The sequence below is a fragment of the Nocardiopsis sp. NPDC006832 genome (genome assembly GCF_040635885.1).
GTDB lineage: Bacteria > Actinomycetota > Actinomycetes > Streptosporangiales > Streptosporangiaceae > Nocardiopsis.
The window spans coordinates 13,092-33,419 of sequence record NZ_JBEYLC010000015.1; the positions used below are offsets into that span (position 1 = coordinate 13,092).

The window sequence follows — 20,328 nt, forward strand, 5'->3', positions numbered from 1 at the left end:
CGGTTTCGAAGCCTGGGGCCTTGGCGCGTGAGTGTGCTCTCTACAGTGGCTCCAATGACGCGCACTCCCCTCTCACCACGGACCCTCGGCTCGGTGCTGACCGAAACTCTTCGGGCCACCCGCGAGTTCGACGACGCCCGTACCTGGTTGAACGAAGCGTTCAACGAGCCTATGGCTCCCGTGGCCGCGGAGGTATGGGCGCTCGACCGCGACCACGGTCACGTGTTGCTGATCCGACACCGTTGGCGCGGTTGGGTGCCTCCCGGCGGCAAGGTCGACCCGGGAGAGACACCGATCGAAGCGGCCGCTCGCGAACTCCTGGAGGAAACCGGCGTGGCCGGGGACCTCGATCCCGTGCCCGCCGCCGTCAGTGTGCGTTCCTACCGTTCGGACTGGGATCCCTCACTGGGATTCTCGTACGTGGCGAGCATCGACCGGGAGCTTCCCCTGGACGGAGAGGAGGGCCAACCGGCCGCTTGGATCCCGCTGGAGCAGGACTGGGAAACCGTCTTTCCCGAGGACCGGGACAGGATCCGCGAACACGTACGGTGGTCGGCTTCCCAGACCGGAAGCCGACAGCGCTAGCCAGAGGGTGTCGAGGGCTCAGGGGGACGCGTCGAATGTTTCGTGAGGATCTGGTTATGCTCACCCACGAAAAGTGGCCCGTCCCATGCCTGTTTCGGACGATCTCGGTCACCCGTACCTCGAAACGAAGGAGAGTCGTTGAGCTACGACGTGGTGGCCCTGGTCGGTGGACGCCCCAATGAACAGGCGATCGTCGACGCCTTGCAGTACGTCGACCCAGAGCTGCGCCTACATGTGCACGGAAACACCGACGTCCTACAGATTCGGGATCAGGAGGGCCGGCTGCTGGCCACCCTGGAACCGGGTCAAGAGGTGGAACGACCCGACGACGTGGTCCGCCTGCTCGGCGAGGACGTCGTCGCCGGTCTTCCGGAGACCTACTGGTGGGTGGAGACCCGTGCCCGTCCCGACGAACAGGGCCGTGAGGTCGCGCATCGGTTCTCCGACAGGCTCGCGCTGCGACTCGGCGGGGCGGTGTGGACCTCGGGCAGCGCCGACTTCGATCTGTGGGAGGAACCCGAACACCCGACCACCGAACGGACCGCCGAGCGGGCGCTCCTGGTCGCCCAGGACCGAGACGTGGTGCCGTTCTCCTCCTGGCTCAGCGACGCGGTGGCCACATACGGACGGGAGAAAACGCTACAGGTGCTCACCCCCGCCACCACACGGCTCACCTACGGAGCCCGCACCTTTCTGGCCGGCCCTTTGGGGCGCTGGGTCGTTCAGGGCGAGGATGGTGGACACTTCGACGGCCTCACCGGACTGGCCGTGCACTGGGACGAGACCTACGGTTTCCGGCCGGTCGAGGAACCGGTCGGGCCGAACTGGACCGAGAAGCACCCCGACGCGGCACCGGTCTCCGGGTTCCTCGCCGACTTCGCCGAAACATCGGGGACTCAGCTAGTGGTGGATGTGTCCGTTCTGCACCCAGACCCTTTCACCCCGGAGTTGGGTCGGGCCACGCAGATCATCACCGAGCACCTGACCGGAGCGAAACCATCGGTCTGGGGCCCCCACGAGCCCGCTCTCTTGGCCTGGGACCGTGCGCGGATCATCGAATCGGCTCTTCGCCGCAGGCCCCGACCATGGATTCTGTACCTGTCCGGACCACTGGATCAGGGTCCTGCGTTCTCGGGCCAGTTCCGTCTCTCCTGGCGCGGAAGTCGAGTCCTGGAGCGGATTTCGGTGGTCATCGGGTTCGAGAACGAGAACACGGTGCCTTTCGAGGAACTCCCCACCCTGGTGGAGACCTTGGCCGGGGAGGGGCTCTTGGGAGCGTTGCGGGTGCGCCGGCTTCCCGGTCGCCCCGACCTCACCTACGAACCGGTATGGACGGGACCCGCCGTTCCGGTCGGGCTCGCGATAGGACCTGACCACCTGCTCCGTATCGGGCCTGGCGCCGCCCAGGCCGGACCCATTCCGGGTGTGCTCCTTGGGGAGGGTGACAAGCAGGCGGTTTGGTATCCGGTGTTGGAGGACGCGAGCACCCCCTTGCGCGCACTGGATCTCGCCCAGCGGCAATCGGCCCACCTGTCCGCGTCGACCTGAGGAGAGGCGCGCCCGTTGCAGCCGGCTCGGCGCCCCTGACTCCACCGAAAACCACCAACGAGAAAAAGTGCCGTGCGTCACTTTTTTGAGGGTTTCAGCTTTCTCATCTGCATGTTCTGCGACGAATACCGGTGCGCTGTCTCTTCATTCGTAGCGATGCACCTTTCCCACGAACCATGGCCCTTCATGGAGAGTCACCCCCTATGTGCATACTGCTGAGGCAAGGCCACAGACCCCCGCGGGGTCGGTAAAGGACCGAGGAGGCTTCTGAATGAAATTCGAGATGGTCGAGCCTCCTGAGGGTGTCGACGACGGTGCCGCCTCCGGGTTTGCGCACCCCACGTCCACGGCTGAGCGTCTCAAGGAACCACAGCTCGCCAAGACCGGCAAGGAACGGCTCGGCACCAAACCCATCGGAAAGCGGATGGCCAAGGCCGTCGGCGGTGTCCGCACCTCGTTGAACCGCCTGAGAGCCCACGTCATTGAGCAGGACATGGTCGAGGCCGACCGTATCGCCGCCGGCCAGGTGGAGAGCGACCCCGGAGCGGAGTTCCACCCCCACCGCTTCACCCCTTCCCCCGGCAAGGAGGACCGATGAGCGAATGGAGCATCGACGTCTACGGGGTCTCACTGGTACTGACCGACCTCGGGGACCAGCTCGGTTTGGAAGGAGGAGGTTTCTCCTCCACCATCGACTCCACCTCGGACGGGATCGACATGGCGTTGTCCAATGCCAAGAGCCCACCGGTGGAATCCGCCCTATCCGGATTCTTCGAACACTTCAGCGGCGAAACCGACGCCATGTTCACACGGAGCCTGTCGTGCCTGCAAGGCGCCACCGATGCCACCACGGCCTACACCCAGGGCCAAGAGGACATGGCCGCCGAAGCACAACGTCAGGCGGGCACCACCGAAAACCTCGACCTTTGACCTCCCCCTGACCAACCCCACCCCCACCCCCACCCCCACCCCCGCTCCAGTTCCCCGGAAGGCTTCCTGGTGAGTTTCGAACCCACCGAGCCCCAGGACGGCGTGGACCCCAATCCGTTCACGCTGATCGACCCTGAGGCCATCCCCTATCCCCTGACCGACGTGTGGTCCCTCAACTACGCCGCTGAAACACTACGCAGCGGCGGGGAGGACATCGCCAGTGGGGCCGAGGACATGCGTTCCACCTGGCAGGGTCTTCAAGCCCACTACGAGGCCCCCGAGAGCGAGACGCTCTTCGCCAAGATGGACCCGGTCGTGGACCGTGGTGATGGCCTGGAAACCGACCTGTCCACCGTCGCCGGCGCGCTGGAGGATCTCGCCGAAGCCGCCAAGACAGCCCGAGGCGAGCTCAACACCCTCAGGATCGAGGCCCAGAGTCTTTGGAACCGCAACCACGACAACAAGCTGTGGTGGCTGGACAAGGACGACGAAACCGACGAGTGGGCCCTGCAGGAGAACCTCCGACTCAAGAGCGCGGTCAACGCAGCTTGGGCCACCTTCAACGAGGCCGAGAACGATTGCGCCACCCGGATCTCGAACCTCTTCGACGGACCCGCCTACGCCTCCCCCGACCAGGCGAGCGGAGATGGCGTTCTCGTCTACGGGTTGCCCACCGACGCCGGTGACGTCGACATGGATCCGCTGGACCCGGAACTGTCCTTCGATTACGTGAACAACACGGTGAACAACGTCGCGAACTGGGCGAGGGAAGAGTTCCATCCCGACCTGGCGAAGTTCGACAACCCTTACGGCCAAGCCGTGTGGGACACGGTGGTCACCGACGTGCTGTGGGGAACAGCAGTGGGGTTCCAGTCCAAACTCGGCTTCTGGCACCCCGACAACGGGTGGCGTTTCGATCTGACCGGCCGCAAGGACAACGCCAAGGCCGCCTGGATCGACGCGGGGATGGACACAGCCGCTCTGGTCGGTATCCACGACGAGCACGGTTGGTTGTGGGAACCAGGCGAAGGCGGGCAAGAAGGAGCCGGCGCCGGGTGGGACCGGTGGGTCGACAACATAGGAGACACCAAGGACGAGCTGATCGAAGGCCACACCGCCTGGTCCACCCGTGAGGACGGCGTCGCCTACTCCAACACCACCATCGCCACCAACGCGGTGATGATGACCGGTGGCCTACCGCTCAAGCTGGTCAAGATCGTGGTCGGGTCGGGGGTGGACATGCCCTCCGGGGATTCCGGCTCCGGCGGGTCCCCTGGCACTGGCTCTAGCGGAACCGGTTCAGAGAGCTCCGACGTTTTCAGGGCGCGTGGTGGGCCCGGGGCCGAGGGCTGGCCCAGCAGTCCTCTCCCCCAGGATCGTCCGGGGGGCACCACCTCGACCACCGAGCGCTTCGCCGACCAACTCGCGATAACGCAGGAATCGCTGCTGGACCCGAACCAGCACCGGCCCGCGCCATCCATCTCTCCTGACCGCCCCACTTCCGCTGACGGCCCGGCTCCACGGAATCCCCCTACCCCGAATCAGACGGAGAGCGGGCCCGCTCAGGAGGGGCGCCCTTCGCCTCAGCGTCCCGGCGACGATGACGCTCCTTCTCTCTCCGGAGAGGACGGTCAGAGCACGCCACGTCCGCAACGCGAGGACACGGGCGCCGGTACGTCGCACGGTCCTAGTCGGGAGACGGACGTTCCAGGGCCCTCCTCACACTCGGGACATGATTCCGAGTCGGAGGGGTCCAGCACTCACCGGAACGAGGAAAGTCCTCGGAGCCGCCATGACGACTCGGGCGACGGCCGAAATGACACCCGAACCCAGAACCACGACAATGATCAACCGGATCGAAGCCGTCCACGCGAGGAAACCGGGGGCCCCACACCCGCCACCGGAGGTGGCAACGACGGCAGCGGGCAAGGCGGTGGACCGCCCCTCCCACCGAGGAGCCCGGGAGACGACTCCCCTTCTGGGTCCGACCCGGGCCGACCCGAGGACGACGGAGGCGATCTCTTCGGTCCGAGTGAACCTTCCGCTCCAAGAGACTCCTCAGGTTCCGATGCCCGGCCGAGCTCGGAGAAGCCTTCAACCGATGCCCCGGTAAAGGTCGACAGTCGAGATCCTCGCTTCTTCACCAAGGAGGGGGCGCGGTTCGGCGACGACGTAACGCTGGACCCCGACACCCGGTACACGGTGTTGGAGGCGGACGGCAAACGTTCGATCGACTACATCACCGATAGCGACGGAAAGATCCGGGAGATTCGCGCCGACTCCCCCGCGTGGGGCGGAAGGAACCCGGAGTTCATGGACCCTCGGCCGGACATGACCTACGTAGTCGATGGGAACTACACTTTCCGCACGGACGAGTACGGAAGGACGGTCGAGGCAGAGGGCACCATTACCAGAGCAGAGAATCACCGCAACGAGACACAGCAAACACAGTCCGGACATGATGGGGAGCTGTACTTCGAACTCCTCAACGAACAGTACAGGAAGGACTTCTTTGAGACAGAAAAACGGTGGCCAGAACCGGGAGAGGTGCCGCAATATCAGCAAGTTGAATTTCAGGGAGGGCATCTCTTCGGCACACAGTTCTTCGGACCGGGAGAGCTTCTTAACATGCCTCCCATGCGCTTCGACATCAACCAAAATCGGACCAATACCGCATTCTCCGACCGACTCCCCGAAGAACTCGGGACGATCGACGGATCATTCTATAATTTGGAGCGCAGCTGGCGCGGACTACTGAAGCATGGGGACGAGTGGCACAACTTCAACAATCCGGATTTCAATAATGGAGAATGGAACGATGCGATTTCCTTAAAACCTGGAAAACCTGACATTCAGGCGAAGATCACTAGCGAGTTCGATCCCAGCATGCCTCGGATCGAGTACCCACCCAAATCTGGAAATTTCATCGACCCACCGCCCTCTGCCTTCAATGTGGAATGGAGCATTAATGGCGTTCCAATGGAACCTCAGCGATATAAAAATCTACCACCACTCGATTGACGCAAGGAATATCCTTTGGTAAGCAAGCATTTCAAACGAGGCCACCTTAACCACACTCAACAGCTCGATCTCATCAAGGAGATCTGCCAGTCCATTCTTTCGCGGGCACCACAAGGATGGAAAAAGGTAATTTATAGAAGTGACGCTGTGATTGACCACAGCTCTTCTAAATTTCAGGTGCACGATGCATACGAAAAAAACATAGCAGGCTGGGGACCCAACACTATCGGACCTTTGCTCGACAACTTGCGCGCAGGAATGTATCGAGAAGGCGAGGGAACCTGGTTTTCGATTAAATTCACAATCATTCGACCTGGAAATTTCCATGTCGAGTATAACTACGACGAAGATCCTCATATTCTCTTTCCCACCGCATGGGGATACACCAACGATCTCAAATATTTCCCCCGCGATGACGAACACATCCCCGATTGGCTCCAACAAAAACTCAGCGAGGAACCCCGTATGCAATCCGAGTGACCCTAGGAACGGAGATCGACCGCGAAGCGGCCTCCGACTCGACTACCACGAGAAACCTTCACCAAAAGGAGAATCAGGCCATGGAAAAACGATACTCAGATGCAGGAATTATCGAACTCACCGGAAATCAATTGGATCCACAAAAGCAACAAGAGCTTCTGGTAAAAATTGGCCGGAAGATGGTAGAAGAAGCATCGAACGACTGGGCTGAGATTGTTTACACTCGTGTCTCCGTAGCCGATCAGTCGTTCACCACCTACACGGTCAAGAACCAGAACGGGGACACCCTCGAATCGAGCGAACCAGTTGCGGTCAACCTGTTGTTCGAGGACTTGAGGGCGGGCCTCTACCGGGACGGAAAAGGAACATGGTTCTCGGTCCGCTACTCCGTCGCCCATCCCGGACGATTCTCCATCAAATACAACTATGAGGATCCTGAAATCCCGGGCCTCATCGGCCCAGCCTTCACCAACGACCTCAAATACTTCCCCCGCGACGAAGAACACATCCCCGCCTGGCTGCAACAAAAGCTCGGTGGAGAAGCGGACGGGTAGGAATTTTGGTACATACGGATTCACAGGGCGCCAAGGCGACCCGTCCCTCCCGCCTGGGCGAAATAGAACGCATCCTTCGCAGATGAGCTGAACAGGAATATCGAACGAACCGTAAAACTCATGCCTCGACCGCTGATCGCTCACGGATATTTCGCATCGTGACATCGGTTCGTTGACATCGAGTCGAAGACCCCACAGTTCCAACCGTGACGGCCACTGACACCCCACTCCCTAGCCCGACCATCACCCTCTCTGTAGGGCCTTGGCACGATGAAGTCGCGTGCGCTTACCTTGGGGCTGAGTACAGGTGGAGCTCGCACGCTCCTGCACCTGCCTGGCCTGGAGGAGAGAACATCAACACCACAACCGTCGTATCCGACCCCGCGGCGGAAGGGACTTCGCGATGACCGATCCAGAGGCTGACCCCGACACCCACGTGTGCGTCGATGGCGGCCTCCCGGGGCCGTGGGCCGAACGGGAGGGTGGAGCTCCCGTCGAGCTCATCACCGCCCGCGACGTGCCCCTGGGTGGACCGCGTGCCATGAACGTGCGCCGTACCCTGCCGCAACGGCAGCGTTCGTTGATCGGCGCGTGGTGCTTCATCGACCACTACGGGCCGGACGACGTGTCGGCCAGTGGTGGGATGGACGTGGCTCCGCACCCGCACACGGGCCTTCAGACGCTGAGCTGGCTGTTCCAAGGGACCGTCGCCCACATCGACTCCGGTGGCAACAGCGCCCACGTCCTTCCCGGTGAGATGAACCTGATGACGGCGGGTGCCGGCATCTGTCACTCCGAGACCTCTACCCCTGACACCCGCCGGCTCCATGGGGTGCAGCTCTGGATCGCCCTCCCCGAGGAGGCGCGCAACCGGCAGGGCCGGGAGTTCGAGCACTATGTCCCCGAGCCCGTCACCTTCGACGGCGGGTCCGCGCTCGTCTTCCTCGGTTCACTGCTGGGTTCACAGTCCCCGGTGAGCATGTACTCGCCGCTGGTGGGCGCCGAGATCAGGCTCGATCCCGGCGCGACCCTGGACCTGGCGGTCCAGTCCGGGTTCGAGCACGGCCTGCTGGTAGACACGGGCGAGGCCATCACACTGGAGGGCGTGCGCGTTCCCAAGGACGCCGTGGGCTACACCGGGGTGGGAAGCCAGAAGCTGCGTATCGCCAACGACGGCGACGAACCGGCCCGGCTCGTGCTCGTGGGAGGCGCCCCCTTCGCCGAGGAGCTCGTCATGTGGTGGAACTTCCTGGGCCGCACCACCGAGGAGATCCGGCGGTACCGGGAGGAATGGCAGGAGCGCGGCGAGCGGTTCGGGCGCGTCGAAGGCTACGTGGGGCACGGCGGCCCGGGAAAGAACCGCGATGGCATGGGATGGCTCCCGGCCCCCGACCTGCCCCAGGTTCGGATGCGGCCGAGGAAGAACCCGCCGCCCCACGCGCGGTCCCAGGACTGATCCACACCGCCGAACACCGATCCCACCGGGCCGGGGCGCCGTCGTGTGCGCCACCGACCGGCCCGGCAGCATCCCCAGAGAGGTCTTCACCTTGACCGAACCACAGACCGACAAGACCGGCGCCGTCGTGCATATCGCCCTTGACGAAACGCGCGCCATCAGCGCCTACACCGTGACCTTGGAAGACGGCACCCTCGCCGGCCGCGCCGACTTCGTCGACCCACCGGAGGGCGACGGTGAGCGCGTCTTCTTCCACACCGAGGTCTCACCGGAGTTCGGTGGACGGGGTCTGGCCGGACTCCTGCTGCGCGAGGCGCTGGCCGACAGCGTCCGCAGGAACATCACCGTCGTCCCCGTGTGCCCACTGTTCGCCAAGCACCTGAAGGAACACGGCGAGGAGTACACGGCCCAGGGCGGCAGGTTCCGCAAGCCCAGGCCCGCGGACCTGGCCCTGGTCCAGAAGACGACCGAGGAGCAGGCATGAGCGCGGAGCGTCCCTACATCGACAAGGAACACCCCACTGTGTACAAGGCGCTCGGCAAGGCGGCTGTGGCCTCCCGGGCCGCTTCGCACGAGGCGGGTCTGGGCGATGACACCATCGAGCTGATCAACGTCCGGGTTTCCCAGATCAACGGGTGCCCGACCTGCCTGAGCATCCACGTTCCCAAGGCCCGCAAGGCCGGGGTGAAGCAGAGTGTCCTGGACGTGCTGCCGTCCTGGCGTGAAGCCGGCGTGTTCACCGACATGCAAAAGGCCGCGCTGCTCCTGGCGGAGTCCCTCACCGTCATCGACCCCGCCGTCGACCGGCAGGAGATCAACGCCCGTGCGGCCGCCCACCTGACCACCGCACAGATCTCCGCGGTGGAGTGGACGACCGCGCTCATCAACGCGTTCAACCGGGTCTCGATCGCCAGTGGTCATCCCGTGATCACACGACAGGGAAAGCGATTTCCACCGCTGTAACGCCCTCCTCCCGAAAAAGCGCTACAGCGGTGGGTCCCCTTTTCCGGAAAGCCCACCTTCTCCAACAGGGTGACGTGCTCGGCACCCAAGGTTCGGAGCAAGGCGGTCACATCCGAACGAGGCTCCCGACACGGGGGTCTGCCGGCGCTCAGCAGCCCTGAGACGATTGCTGCCGCGCGCCTCTCCTATGGCAGGGAGGTCCGGACAGGTCGAGGACGGCTCCTCAGGCCTCCCACCTCCCTGACCTCCCTCCCGTATTCAGTGCGGTGACGGCGGCCGTTCCAGACCCAAATGGCCCCGAAGCGTGTCCGCCTCGTACTCGCGACGGAACAGCCCTCGCTGTTGCAGGACGGGAACCACATGGTCCACGAAGTCCTCGATCCCGCCCGGCAACGACGGCGGCATGAGGTTGAACCCGTCCGCGCCACCGTTCTCGTACCACCGGGTCATCCGATCGGCGATCTGCTCGGGCGTTCCGACCATGGTGCAGTGTCCGCCGCCGGCGGCCAGACGGCCCAGCAGTTGCCGCACCGTGGGCCGTTCGGAGTCGATGATGCGCAAGATGGTCTCGTAGCGTCCCTTGGGACCGGTGAACTCCTCCAGTGGCGGCAGCTCGGGAACCGGCGCGTCCAGCTCCCAATCGGAACAGTCCTGTTCGGTGAACAGCCCCAGCTGCTGCAATGACTCCTCGGTCGGCAGCAGTTCGTCCAGTTCACGTTGCTTGTCTTGGGCCTCCCGTTCGGTGGAACCGACGTAGGTGACCAGTCCGGGCATGATGGCGACGGACCCGGGGTCGCGGCCCGCCCGACGGATCCGCGCCTTGACGTCGCCGTAGTAGTCCTGGGCGCTGGGCAGGTCATAGGCCACGGAGTAGATGGCCTCGGCGCGGCGGGCCGCCAGCGTGCGTCCCTGTTCCGACGAACCCGCTTGGAACAGCACCGGGTTGCCCTGTACCGGGCGCGGCACGTTCAACGGACCGTCGACCTGGAAGTGCTCTCCCCGGTGGCCGATGGGGCGCACCAGGTCCGGGTCCGCGAAGACCCCCTCCCGGTCGTAGTGGAAGGCCTCGTCGCTCCAGGAGTCCCACAGCCCCAGCACCACCTCCACGAACTCCTCGGCTCGCGCGTAGCGCTCCTGGTGCGCGGGCATCCGCTCGTATCCGTGGTTACGGGCCTCGGTGTCGAACATGGACGTCACCACGTTCCAGCCCACTCGGCCTCCGCTGATGTGGTCCAGGGAGGCCAGCAGGCGTGCCGCGTGGAAAGGCGTGTAGAACGTGCTGGAGACGGTGCTGACCAGACCGATGTGCCGGGTGGCCCGGCTCATGGCCGCCAGAGCGGTCAACGGTTCGAGGAACCACCACGGGCCACCGGCGACGTCGCCCGTGGCGTGGCCGTCGGCGAAGAACACCGCGTCCAAGCGGCCGCGTTCGGCGGTGCGGGCCAGTTCTTCGAAGTAGGTGATGTCACCGATCCGTTCGGCCGGCGAGTCGGGGTGACGCCAGGCGGCCTTGTGGTGGCCACAGCCGAAGATGAACAGGTTGAGGTGCATCCGGCGATCGGGGGCCTGGTCAGGCGCGGAAGCGGCGGTCATCAGTTCATCACCAGCCCGCCGTCGACGACGAGGTTTTGACCGGTGACCGCGCGCGCCCAGGGAGAGGCGAAGTACAGGGCCGCGTCGGCGAACTCGGCCGGTGTGGTGACCCGGCGCAGCGGTGTGGAGGAGGCGATCATGTCGAAGACGCTCTCGGGGGTGGCGGAGCTGGCGTCGGTGGTGCGCAGCAGACCACCGGAGACCATGTTGACGGTGATGCCGTCGGGTCCCAGGTCGTGGGCGAGCGTGCGGGTCAGCGACAGCAGCGCCGCCTTGGCCGCTGTGTAGTCGTGGTAGGGGACGACCGGGTGCTGGAACAGGTTGGTGCCCACGTTGATGACCCGGCCGAACCCTTGGCCGCGCATGGAGGCCAGGGCCGCCTGGACGGTGTTCAGTGCGCCGTGGACGGTACCGCTGAACTGCTGGTCGAGGTGTTGTGGGGTGAGCGTGTCGGCGTGGGGTCGTGCGTCGCCGTTGAAGGAGAAGTCGGCGAGCGCGTTGTTGACGACGGTGGAGACGGAGGAGCCGAAATGGCCCTCTGCGGTCTGGACCATCGAGGCGACCTGTTCGGGGTCGCGTACGTCCGCTCGCACGGCCAGGGCGCGGTCGGGGTGGGTGGCGGCGAGCTCGCGAGCCGCTTCTGCGCTGTGGAGGTAGTTGATCACCACTCGGGCGCCTTGCCCCAGGAAGGCCTGGACCAGCCGGGACCCGAGCCCTCGGGCCCCGCCGGTGACGACGACCGTCTGTTGGTCGATGGGGAGTGCGGTGCGGGAAGAACTCATCGGTGGCCTTTCTGGCATGGGCGAAGGCGTCCCTTCGGCCACCGATACCACCGGCCATGTACGGACATCCCTTCGCCGGTATGACCCGGATCAGGTTCGACGGGTGTCATCTCAGCCCTGATCAGTGGATTCAGGGCACCCCGTGTCACTGCCGATCAAGGTAGCCCATAGGCACCCTCTCGGGCCACCGGCCGGTGCCGCGCTCGCCTCCCGCTCGGCGATCGCACCTTCGGGGAGCCGGCCGGTTGGTGCCCCTCCACGTCGACGGGCAAGGGAATGCTCCCGAGCACACGTCGACGCCCGGGTGGGGTGGTCCGGGCCCAGACTTCCGCTGCGGTCTCCAGGGCTTCTATTGGATCGCCACGTCCGTCAGACCATCGAAGGCGTCCAGGACCAACTCCTTGGTTCGGTAGGTTCCGAACCTGGCGATCTCGTTGTTCTTCAGGCCGCCCTTGGCCGTCTGGAAGGTCTCCAAGACATAGTCCACCTCCTGCCGGTCGAGCCCGTAGAGGCGGAAGCAGTAGGCGTCCAGTTCGGCGCGGATGGTCGCACGGCGTTCTTCGTCCCACGGGAAGGGTGGGCCTTCGTGGCCGAGGTCCCTGGCCAGAGGTTCCATGTCATGGGTGGTGTAGATGAGTTCGAGGACGCGAGGCACCAGGAAGCCGAGATGGGGTTCCAGCTGCTCGGGTGTGGGCACGGGAAGCTGTTTCCAGGTCATGAGGGACATGTGCGCGCCGTTGATCTTCTGGCGGCCGACGAAGTCGAAGACCAGGCAACTCTGAACGGCGCACAAGGCCGCGACCAGGTGCGGTCTCCGTTGCACGAACATGAGCGGGAAGGTGTGGCCGACGGCCACACGTGGCAGGAAGGCGGGAATCCCGGTTCGCTCATCATTCGATCGACAGATGTCACGCCAACCGTAGAGCCATTCTCTGTTCCACCCGACCTCCGACAGTCGCGTGGCCAGACCCGGTCTGGAACCATCCTCTCCGGGAACCCAGTAGCGCGGCATCGGCGCGTAAGCGGGGGCCCCTTCTCGATCTGGGCCGGTTGTCGCGGAGCTCCGGCCGTGGTGAAGCCATTCCACCGATGGTCGAAGTGGTGAGCCATCTTCGCTTCGTAGAGTGGCATCATTCGACGGCTTTCGCGCTCGAAGACGTTACCCCGTAGCTCCCACCCTTCCTTCTCCAGGCCCATCATGTCGCGGAAGAGACCGGAGTCATCGGTCATGTCAAACAGACGTTTGAACCTGATCGCCCATGGATTTCCGTCCCGTTGTCCCTCTTTCCAGAGCACCGGGATTCGACGGTAGATAGAGAGGGTGAGATCGGCGTCACGCCTGGACTGAAATAGGGGGATCGAACCCGTGTTGGGGCTGAGCAGGGCGATCTCGTCAGCGGTGAGTTCGAAGCTCCTACTTCCGTCGTCGAGATGGGCCGGCTCATGTAGGAAGAAGGCGTAGTCGGCCACAGGAACGGGGGCTTTGTCCCCGTGCAACGACAGCAAACTGAATCTCTGCCGTGCGTCGACCCCGGGGAACAGCTGCTTCAGATTCTCGAAGTCGTACAGGGAAGCGATCGACCGGTCACGGGTCAGGCTCGCGAAGAGTTCCTGGGCTCCGGCCCCGGTGGCGATGGACGTAGGGACGATCGCACCGATCCGGCCCTCGGGCTTGACGAGTGCGGTGAACAGCTCCACGAAGAGATGATCCACCTGAAGGGTGTTCACCCCTTTGACCGTGAGCCCCTTGGCACACGCGGGAAACCCCTCCGAACGCCCGGCGAAGTGCAGGGTGGATTTCACCTGACGGCGCGCCGACCGGTATCGCTCCGCTTCTTCGGGGTGGTCGCGCTGCCACTGTCCGATCGCCTCTCTACGAGCCAACCCGGCGATGCGGGCGAGCGAGGGTTCGACCACGCTGAAGTACTTCTTGTCCTCGAAGTCGAGCTTGTCCCAGGGCGGGTTCGACAGCACACAGTCGAACCCGCCCTGCCAGCCCAGAGCGCCATTGCCACCACTCCCTTCGTCGTCACAGACCCGAAAGATGTCGGGGAACTCCAGGTGCCAGTGGAAGAACCGATACCGCTCTCGAAGTCGCCTGATCTCGGCGTGGGTGGCCTCGGTCGCAGCGGCGTCCTCGGGGTCGAAGAGCCGGCGGAAGGTCTCGTCGGTCACCGGCCGGGGTGTGCCCGCCCTCTTCTCCCAGAGGAAGGTGGCGCACCAGGCGTCGGCGATGTGCACGTCCCTGCGGTAGTCGGCAGACGTACGCCAGGCCCGGTAGACCTGTTCCTGCTCTCGGACGTCCCGCAGGCTTCCCACCTGGATCGTGTAGAGCCCGTTGAGCCCCTCCGCGTAGGTGGTGTTGCCGACCTTGACCGCGTTGGACTCGGTGTCGAACAGCGCACCCTGACCGACACGTTCGAGTGTGTTGGTCCTTCCCAGTGACTCCACGACTTTGCGGTCGTCACCTTCCACCGGGGCGAAGGCCGCGTCGGGGATACCGGCCCGTATCTGCGCGGGAGTCGCTCCATGAGGGCGTTTCCACATTTGAGGTGGGGGTCGAGCAGGTCGAGTGGTCTGCCCGGCGCCATGCCCTCCAGCCACAGCGCCATCTTGGCCACGTCCAGGGCCATGGGATTGAGGTCGACTCCGTACAGACAACGTGCGACCACCGTGTGCAACGCCTGGCGGTAGGCCTCCTCCCCCGGTTCGGGCGTGCCCTCTCGGACGGCCGCGACCCGTTTGGCGATGCGTTGGCCGGCGGCCACCAGAAAGTGACCGGATCCGCACGCGGGGTCGCACACCGTGACGGACAGGAGCATCTCCGCGATGGTGTCCGCGGGGTCGAGTTCGTCGAACTCGGCGGCCTTGTCCTCCCCTCGTTTGACGGCCTCGTCGAGCACCGGTTCGAGAGAGGAGTCCAGTAGGCGGGAAATGAGGGAGGACGGGGTGTAGTACGAACCCGTCATTTTGCGCGTGTTCCCCGCCCGGTGGACCAGGTGGAAGGAGTGATCGCCGGGCCGATATTGAGGCAGGCATTCCAGCAGGGACTCATAGACCGCGCCCAACTCCCGGGAGGAAAGGGTACGGAAGGAGACCGGTCGCCAACGTCGGGTTCCGAAGTCCCGTACCCGCGACAGTCGGCGAATCGCGCGCGACAGGACCTGGTTGCTCAAGGACGCGTCATCAAGGCAACCATCCTCTTCGGTGCGGGTGAAGAGTCCACCCAGGCCCACCAGACCGAGTTCGGGACGACCGGTCTCCAGCCCGAGGGAGTCCAAGACGATGCGCAGACTCGTATGCAGGTCCCGGTGGGGGCCTCCACCTCCGCCCCTGTCGGCCACCCGTCGTAGTCGGGCGAAGGAGAAGTAGTCGGCGTAGCGCCCACGGGTGAGCCGATCGGTGTTCGTGGGGTGGAGGAGGTCGCGTTCCTCCACGACGACAAGGAAGAGTACCCGGAACACCATGCGTAGAAGGGCGGTGTGGAGTTCATCGACACGGACGGGGTGTCGCAGGTGGTGGTTGTCCGGGTGTCGCAGGAACCCGGTCCCGAGGATGACCAGGGCTTCCTCGACGTTCTGTCGTAGGGCGTCCAAGGCCTGGACGCCCGAACGCAACGCCTCGTCGCGCCAGCGTTCCATCAAGCAGGTGGACGGTGGTTCATCGTCCAGGACCTCGAATCTGGAAGCATGGAGGAGTCTCCACAGGGCGATGAACTCGTGGACCGGTTCGCCGTCGAGGATCTCCTCCAGATCGACGGACAGGTAGGCGGCTCCGGCCAGCGAGGTGGAGTCGCGTAGCAATCGCAACTCCCGGCCATTGGTCACCAGGCCCCACAAGTGGGCACCCGCACGGTTGAGGGCCTCCTGCGTCTGGGACTGCGGAGAAGCGGATCCGTCACGGCCACGCCTGTCGAGTTCGGTGTCCCAGGGCACCACCGTGATCAACAGGTGCTGGTAGCGGTGGGTCACCGGGAAGACGCGGCCTCGGTCGTCGTCGGCCGAGATTCCGGGAATTCGCAATCCGGCGAGACGCCCGAACCCCAGAGCGACGAACAACGGTTCGATCCAGCCCCGCAGCGCGGAACGCGTGGGATCGCCCGGCAACCGTCCTTCCACGTCGCGACCGGGCAACGTGCGCCGCAGCACCCACCAGGCACCGCGCAGTTCCTGCCACAGCCGCTCGGCCTCGTCCTCGACCGCCCGGGTGCCGATGATCCCGTAGTCGGACGGCCGTGCGCCCTCGACGTCGCGGCCGTCGAAGATCCGTAAGAGCATGTCCGCGGGCATGACCCCGCCGACGTCACGTATCGCGGACAGGTTCGGAGGCAGGGGCGCAGGGGGCATCGACGTGTCCTTACGCGGGGGGCGACAATCGAAGGTGCATCCACACCTGAATCCACAAGACCATTCGCACGTGCGAAAAAGGAAGACTCGAAGGTCACGTTTAGCAATTCACTGACCTTTTCCCATTTCCCTAAACCCACATCCGCAGATCTCTTTCGACTCAACCATCGAACGCATCACACTGGCACCACGAGAAACACAGGGAACTGGAAGTTTCGTATCGGCACTTTCTCCTCTGGAGACCAGTCATGAGGGCGACCAAGGGTTCCAAGACGTCTGAACACGGTTCTCCGGCTTTTGCGAGCATCACACCCGTCTCCTGGCAGCTCGCTCCGTGTCCGGCCAGAACCCAGAAGAGGCCCACCCGCCCCTCTTCTGGCCGGTTGCGGCCAACATCGGTCGTTCCACCACCGATACACCATCTTTCGGATGGGTCGCCGTCCCACAGCTGATATCAACGATGGGTAACGTTCCACGGGCAGATCGTGTCCGTGCACTTCGAAACGGAAAGCGGGAGCTGTGGCCAGGGGCGACCAGGAACGCGCACGTGTCGTGGACTTCTGGCGGGCGGTCGAGCTGTTCGAACCCCAAAAGGTGGACCGCCCCGACCTCAGAGGCGACACCCCGGTCTACGAGGTGGAGGCCGGGCTTCCCCTGCCCTGGCAGAAGGGGCATCCCCTCCAGAACAGGCGCCCACCGCGCAACACCGTCTGGCGGCACACCGTCTACCTTGGCGTCTTCTCCACCAAGGAGACCCACACCATTCTCGACCAGGTCTTCGGGGCCGACCCACGCCAGGTGGAGTCCCGAGTCGGCTCGGAGACCGCGCTCGGCGCCTTCGAAGTGGACGAACACGGACAGGCCCTGCTCGGTGCCCAGACCGTTTCCACCTGTGGCTGGGCCATCGGTAGGACCTTAGGTCCCGGGCCGAGGAGCAAGGACTGGTTGGAGGGGTTCGCGACCGCCGAGGAGCGCTTCGAGACCCTGTACGAATGGTTGGTCGCCGAGCCCGGCCCCGCCCCCACCCGAGCACTGCTCGCCCTGGTGGACGGCGGCCTGGTCACGGCTCCCCTGTTCGAGCTCTGGGAGGCCGTTCGTGCTTCGCTGAGCGTGTCGGCCGAGGTCGCCGGTTCCCTCGCAGTGGAGATGGAGGGGGTCGAGGCCGAATTCTTGGCTTCCGCGGAGACTTCGGCGGAAGCGTCCGGTGAAGTGTCCGCAGGGGCGTCGACGGAGAGCGCCCCACGTTCCTCCACCACTCGTTCCCTGGGACATGACGAGTTGAAGGCCCTGCAACGGGTCCTGGCATCGCTGCTCTCGGTACAGGGGCGTTTGGAACTCGGGATGCGGATCCGCAGTTATCCGGTCTCGCTTTCACGGGCTCAGGAGGAAGCCCAGCGCCAAGAGGCCCTTCTGGCCCGGCATCGTGGGGACACCGACACGGGTCCGGCCGAGGACGAGGAGGTGGAGCCACCGGACACCCCGTTGTTGAACAGCTTCATCGCCGATGACCTGGCCAAGGTCGCCGGGGCGGTGCGAGCGGGCGACCTTGGCCCCGCTCTGCGCTCCTATCTCTCCTCCTCCAAGGAGGTGTCCGGAATCTCCCGCGAGGACATCCGGGCGGAGGGCGACGCCGCGACGGAAAGGGTTTTCCCTGAACTGACCCCGGCCGGTCGCTGGCCCGCCAAGGACACCCATCCCTTGGCCCTGAGCCAGCAGATCGCGATCAACAGCGTTGTGGAGCGCTTGGGCGAGCGCCCCGGTCTCTTCGCCGTCAACGGCCCTCCCGGGACCGGGAAGACGACGTTGCTGCGCGACCTGATCGCCCACGTGATCGTGGAGCGGGCCCGGGTGTTGTCCGGCTTCGACAAACCATGGGAGGCCTTCACCAAGGAATGGGACGGTTGGGAGACCTCCCGAGGGCGTACCGCCTTTCCCCGTCTACGACCGGAACTGACCGGTTTCGAGATCGTCGTCGCCTCGACCAACAACGGTGCGGTCGACAACGTCACCACCGAGATCCCGGGCCGGGAGGCCATCGACGAACGTTGGGCGCACACGGACTACTTCGCGGCCACCGCCACCAACATGCTCGATGGCGACAAGAAGGCGTGGGGGACGCTGGCCGCGCAGCTGGGCAACGCGCGCAACCGGCGCAACTTCGTCAAACGCTTCTGGTGGGGAAACCACCCCGATGGTTCCACAGGCGAGCATGGCATGCAGGACCTGATCAAGGGGCTCGATCAGGCGAGCCGTGGCGGTCAAGGCGCGGTCGTTCGGAACTGGCGCGCGGCGATCGACGGGTTCACCCGCGCCTTGCGCGAGCGGGACCGGTTGGTCAGCTCCCGTGCCTCGGTGGCCCGCGAACTGAGGCGGCTCCCCGAAATGAGGCGAAGCCTCCAGCGCACCGAAAGGGCACTGCGACTGCGGGACGAGGAGCGGAGCAGCGCGGTTCGTAGGCTGGCGCAGAGCGAACTCGACCTGGTCGAACCCCGGAAGAAACGCGAGTCGGCCGAGGGTGAGCGGACCGCGCATTGGGAGTTCAAGCCGGGTTTTTGGGACGTCCTGTTCTCCTTGGGCCGCAGGCTGAGGGAATGGCAAAGGCGCGACGACGACCTCCTGCGCGAGGTCGAGCGTCATCGCGGCGTCGAAGCGGAGCGCAAGGCGGCGGCCGATCGGGCCAAGGACGAGGTGAACCGGTGCGAGCGGAGCCTCTCCCTCGCCCACCAGGAACTCGAGGAGCATCGGCGGCGGTCGGCCGCCACCGAGAAGGTCGTGGCCCAGGCCCGAAAAGAGTGGCCCGACCATGTTCCCTTCGCTGATCCCGCCCCCGACGAACAAGAGCGTGAACGCGGTGCCCCCTGGAGCGACCCTGAGCTGACACGCGCCCGCACCGAGGTGTTCCTGGCCGCCTTGGAGGTGCACAAGGCGTTCCTGCACGCGGTGCCCAAGAAGATGGCGGCGAACCTACGGGCCGCGGTGCGGGTGCTCTCCGGGGAGGCTGGTGGTGCCCCGGCCGAACTGGTCCGTGACGCCCTTCGCAGCCTCTTCCTGGTGGTCCCGGTGGTCTCCTCGACCTTCGCCTCCTATTCCCGGCTCTTCGAGGCCTTCGGTTCCCAGTCCCTGGGATGGCTGTTGGTCGACGAGGCCGGTCAGGCCACCCCACAGCAGGTGGTGGGCGCGCTGTGGCGGACCCGGCGCGCGGTGATCGTCGGGGACCCGCTCCAGTTGGAGCCGGTGACCTCGCTGTCGTTGCCCGCCCAACAGCACCTACGCGCGCACTTCGGTGTGGAGGAACGGTGGTTGCCCGCCCGCACCTCGGTGCAGGCGCTGGCGGATGCGGTGACTCCGCTCGGCACCCTGCTCGAACGCGCGGAGGAGGAACCCCTGTGGGTGGGGGCGCCCTTGCGTGTGCACCGCAGGTGTGACGACCCGATGTTCACCATCTCCAACCTGGTCGCTTACGACGGGATGATGGTGTACGGGACCCCTCCACGCGCGGACCTGGACCTGCCTCGGAGTCAGTGGGTGAACGTTCCCGCGCCGGGGCCGGGTTCACCCGACCACTGGCGGCCCGCCGAGGGCGAGGCGCTGGAGTGGCTGTTGGGTGGTCTCCAGCGCCGCGGGTATCCGATGGAGGACGTGTTCGTGCTGGCGCCCTTCCGCGCGGTGGCCACGCAGGTGGGCCGGATCGCACGACGGTTCGGGGTGCCCGTCAAGCGCAGCGGCACCATCCACACCTCTCAGGGCAAGGAGGCCGGCGTGGTGGTGTTCGTGCTGGGTGGCTCCCCCGATCGAGAAGGGGCCATGGAGTGGGCGGCCAAGACGCCGAACCTGCTGAACGTGGCCGCCAGCCGTGCCAAGCGCAGGCTCTACGTGATCGGCGACCACGCCGCGTGGGCCGACCGGCACCACTTCCAGACCTTGGGACGTCACCTGCCTCGGCGAGAAGCACAGAACCGGGGGTGAGCACTGAGGTGCCCGTCTCCACGCGGCTTCCTCGAAGGGACCGAAGAAGGTGGCCTTCGAGGAAGCCACGTGGGTGACCGTCAAGGCCCCGGTTTTTCCGACTC

Annotated in this window: 16 protein-coding genes and 1 riboswitch; of the genes, 11 read left to right on the plus strand and 5 right to left on the minus strand. The window is 65.1% G+C overall.

Features of this window, described 5'->3' with window-relative positions; genetic code table 11:
* The first annotated feature begins 54 nt into the window (after positions 1-54).
* The 10 genes from ABZ717_RS09935 to ABZ717_RS09980 all read left to right on the plus strand — a co-directional run bounded on the left by ABZ717_RS09935 (position 55) and on the right by ABZ717_RS09980 (position 9,537).
* Positions 55-585: an NUDIX hydrolase gene (locus tag ABZ717_RS09935; RefSeq protein ID WP_358507838.1), complete on the plus strand. Its 531-nt coding sequence runs from the start codon at positions 55-57 to the stop codon at positions 583-585.
* Between the two features lie 138 nt (positions 586-723).
* The gene (locus ABZ717_RS09940; protein WP_358507840.1) at positions 724-2,133 is read left to right on the plus strand and encodes a DUF6177 family protein; all 1,410 of its coding nucleotides are present in this window, start codon (positions 724-726) and stop codon (positions 2,131-2,133) included.
* A gap of 271 nt (positions 2,134-2,404) precedes the next feature.
* A complete protein-coding gene (locus tag ABZ717_RS09945; protein ID WP_358507842.1) occupies positions 2,405-2,731 on the plus strand; it encodes a cell envelope biogenesis protein TolA in 327 nt (108 codons plus the stop codon).
* Positions 2,728-3,063 (plus strand): DUF6507 family protein, encoded by a 336-nt coding sequence (locus tag ABZ717_RS09950; RefSeq protein WP_358507844.1) that lies wholly within the window; start codon positions 2,728-2,730, stop codon positions 3,061-3,063. The genes ABZ717_RS09945 and ABZ717_RS09950 overlap by 4 nt, the downstream gene beginning before the upstream one ends.
* 69 nt (positions 3,064-3,132) lie before the next feature.
* Positions 3,133-6,084: a hypothetical protein gene (locus ABZ717_RS09955; protein WP_358507845.1), complete on the plus strand. Its 2,952-nt coding sequence runs from the start codon at positions 3,133-3,135 to the stop codon at positions 6,082-6,084.
* Positions 6,085-6,099: 15 nt separating this feature from the next.
* The gene (locus ABZ717_RS09960) at positions 6,100-6,564 is read left to right on the plus strand and encodes a hypothetical protein (protein ID WP_358507847.1); all 465 of its coding nucleotides are present in this window, start codon (positions 6,100-6,102) and stop codon (positions 6,562-6,564) included.
* An 80-nt stretch (positions 6,565-6,644) separates the two neighbouring features.
* On the plus strand, positions 6,645-7,118 hold the full coding sequence (locus tag ABZ717_RS09965; RefSeq protein WP_358507849.1) for a hypothetical protein: 474 nt from the start codon (positions 6,645-6,647) through the stop codon (positions 7,116-7,118).
* Between the two features lie 403 nt (positions 7,119-7,521).
* Positions 7,522-8,574: a pirin family protein gene (locus ABZ717_RS09970; RefSeq protein ID WP_358507851.1), complete on the plus strand. Its 1,053-nt coding sequence runs from the start codon at positions 7,522-7,524 to the stop codon at positions 8,572-8,574.
* A gap of 91 nt (positions 8,575-8,665) precedes the next feature.
* Positions 8,666-9,058, plus strand: a complete 393-nt coding sequence (locus ABZ717_RS09975; RefSeq protein WP_358507852.1) for a GNAT family N-acetyltransferase — start codon at positions 8,666-8,668, stop codon at positions 9,056-9,058.
* The gene (locus ABZ717_RS09980) at positions 9,055-9,537 is read left to right on the plus strand and encodes a carboxymuconolactone decarboxylase family protein (RefSeq protein WP_358507854.1); all 483 of its coding nucleotides are present in this window, start codon (positions 9,055-9,057) and stop codon (positions 9,535-9,537) included. Before ABZ717_RS09975 ends, ABZ717_RS09980 begins: the two co-directional genes overlap by 4 nt.
* 258 nt (positions 9,538-9,795) lie before the next feature.
* Here the strand turns inward: ABZ717_RS09980 and ABZ717_RS09985 are convergent, their stop codons facing one another.
* From ABZ717_RS09985 to ABZ717_RS10005, 5 genes are all read right to left on the minus strand, one after another.
* Positions 9,796-11,130 (minus strand): LLM class flavin-dependent oxidoreductase, encoded by a 1,335-nt coding sequence (locus ABZ717_RS09985; protein WP_358507856.1) that lies wholly within the window; start codon positions 11,128-11,130, stop codon positions 9,796-9,798.
* Positions 11,130-11,912, minus strand: a complete 783-nt coding sequence (locus ABZ717_RS09990) for a 3-oxoacyl-ACP reductase (RefSeq protein ID WP_358507858.1) — start codon at positions 11,910-11,912, stop codon at positions 11,130-11,132. The genes ABZ717_RS09985 and ABZ717_RS09990 overlap by 1 nt, the downstream gene beginning before the upstream one ends.
* A 50-nt stretch (positions 11,913-11,962) precedes the next feature.
* Positions 11,963-12,065: riboswitch (TPP riboswitch) on the minus strand.
* Between the two features lie 196 nt (positions 12,066-12,261).
* The gene (locus ABZ717_RS09995) at positions 12,262-12,630 is read right to left on the minus strand and encodes a hypothetical protein (RefSeq protein ID WP_358507860.1); all 369 of its coding nucleotides are present in this window, start codon (positions 12,628-12,630) and stop codon (positions 12,262-12,264) included.
* Positions 12,627-14,087, minus strand: coding sequence for a hypothetical protein (locus ABZ717_RS10000; protein WP_358507861.1), 1,461 nt, complete (start codon positions 14,085-14,087; stop codon positions 12,627-12,629). Before ABZ717_RS10000 ends, ABZ717_RS09995 begins: the two co-directional genes overlap by 4 nt.
* Positions 14,084-16,258, minus strand: coding sequence for a DNA methyltransferase (locus ABZ717_RS10005; protein WP_358507863.1), 2,175 nt, complete (start codon positions 16,256-16,258; stop codon positions 14,084-14,086). Before ABZ717_RS10005 ends, ABZ717_RS10000 begins: the two co-directional genes overlap by 4 nt.
* Before the next feature lie 519 nt (positions 16,259-16,777).
* Between ABZ717_RS10005 and ABZ717_RS10010 the strand changes: the two genes are divergently transcribed.
* The gene (locus tag ABZ717_RS10010) at positions 16,778-20,224 is read left to right on the plus strand and encodes an AAA domain-containing protein (protein ID WP_358507865.1); all 3,447 of its coding nucleotides are present in this window, start codon (positions 16,778-16,780) and stop codon (positions 20,222-20,224) included.
* The last annotated feature ends 104 nt before the right edge of the window (positions 20,225-20,328 follow it).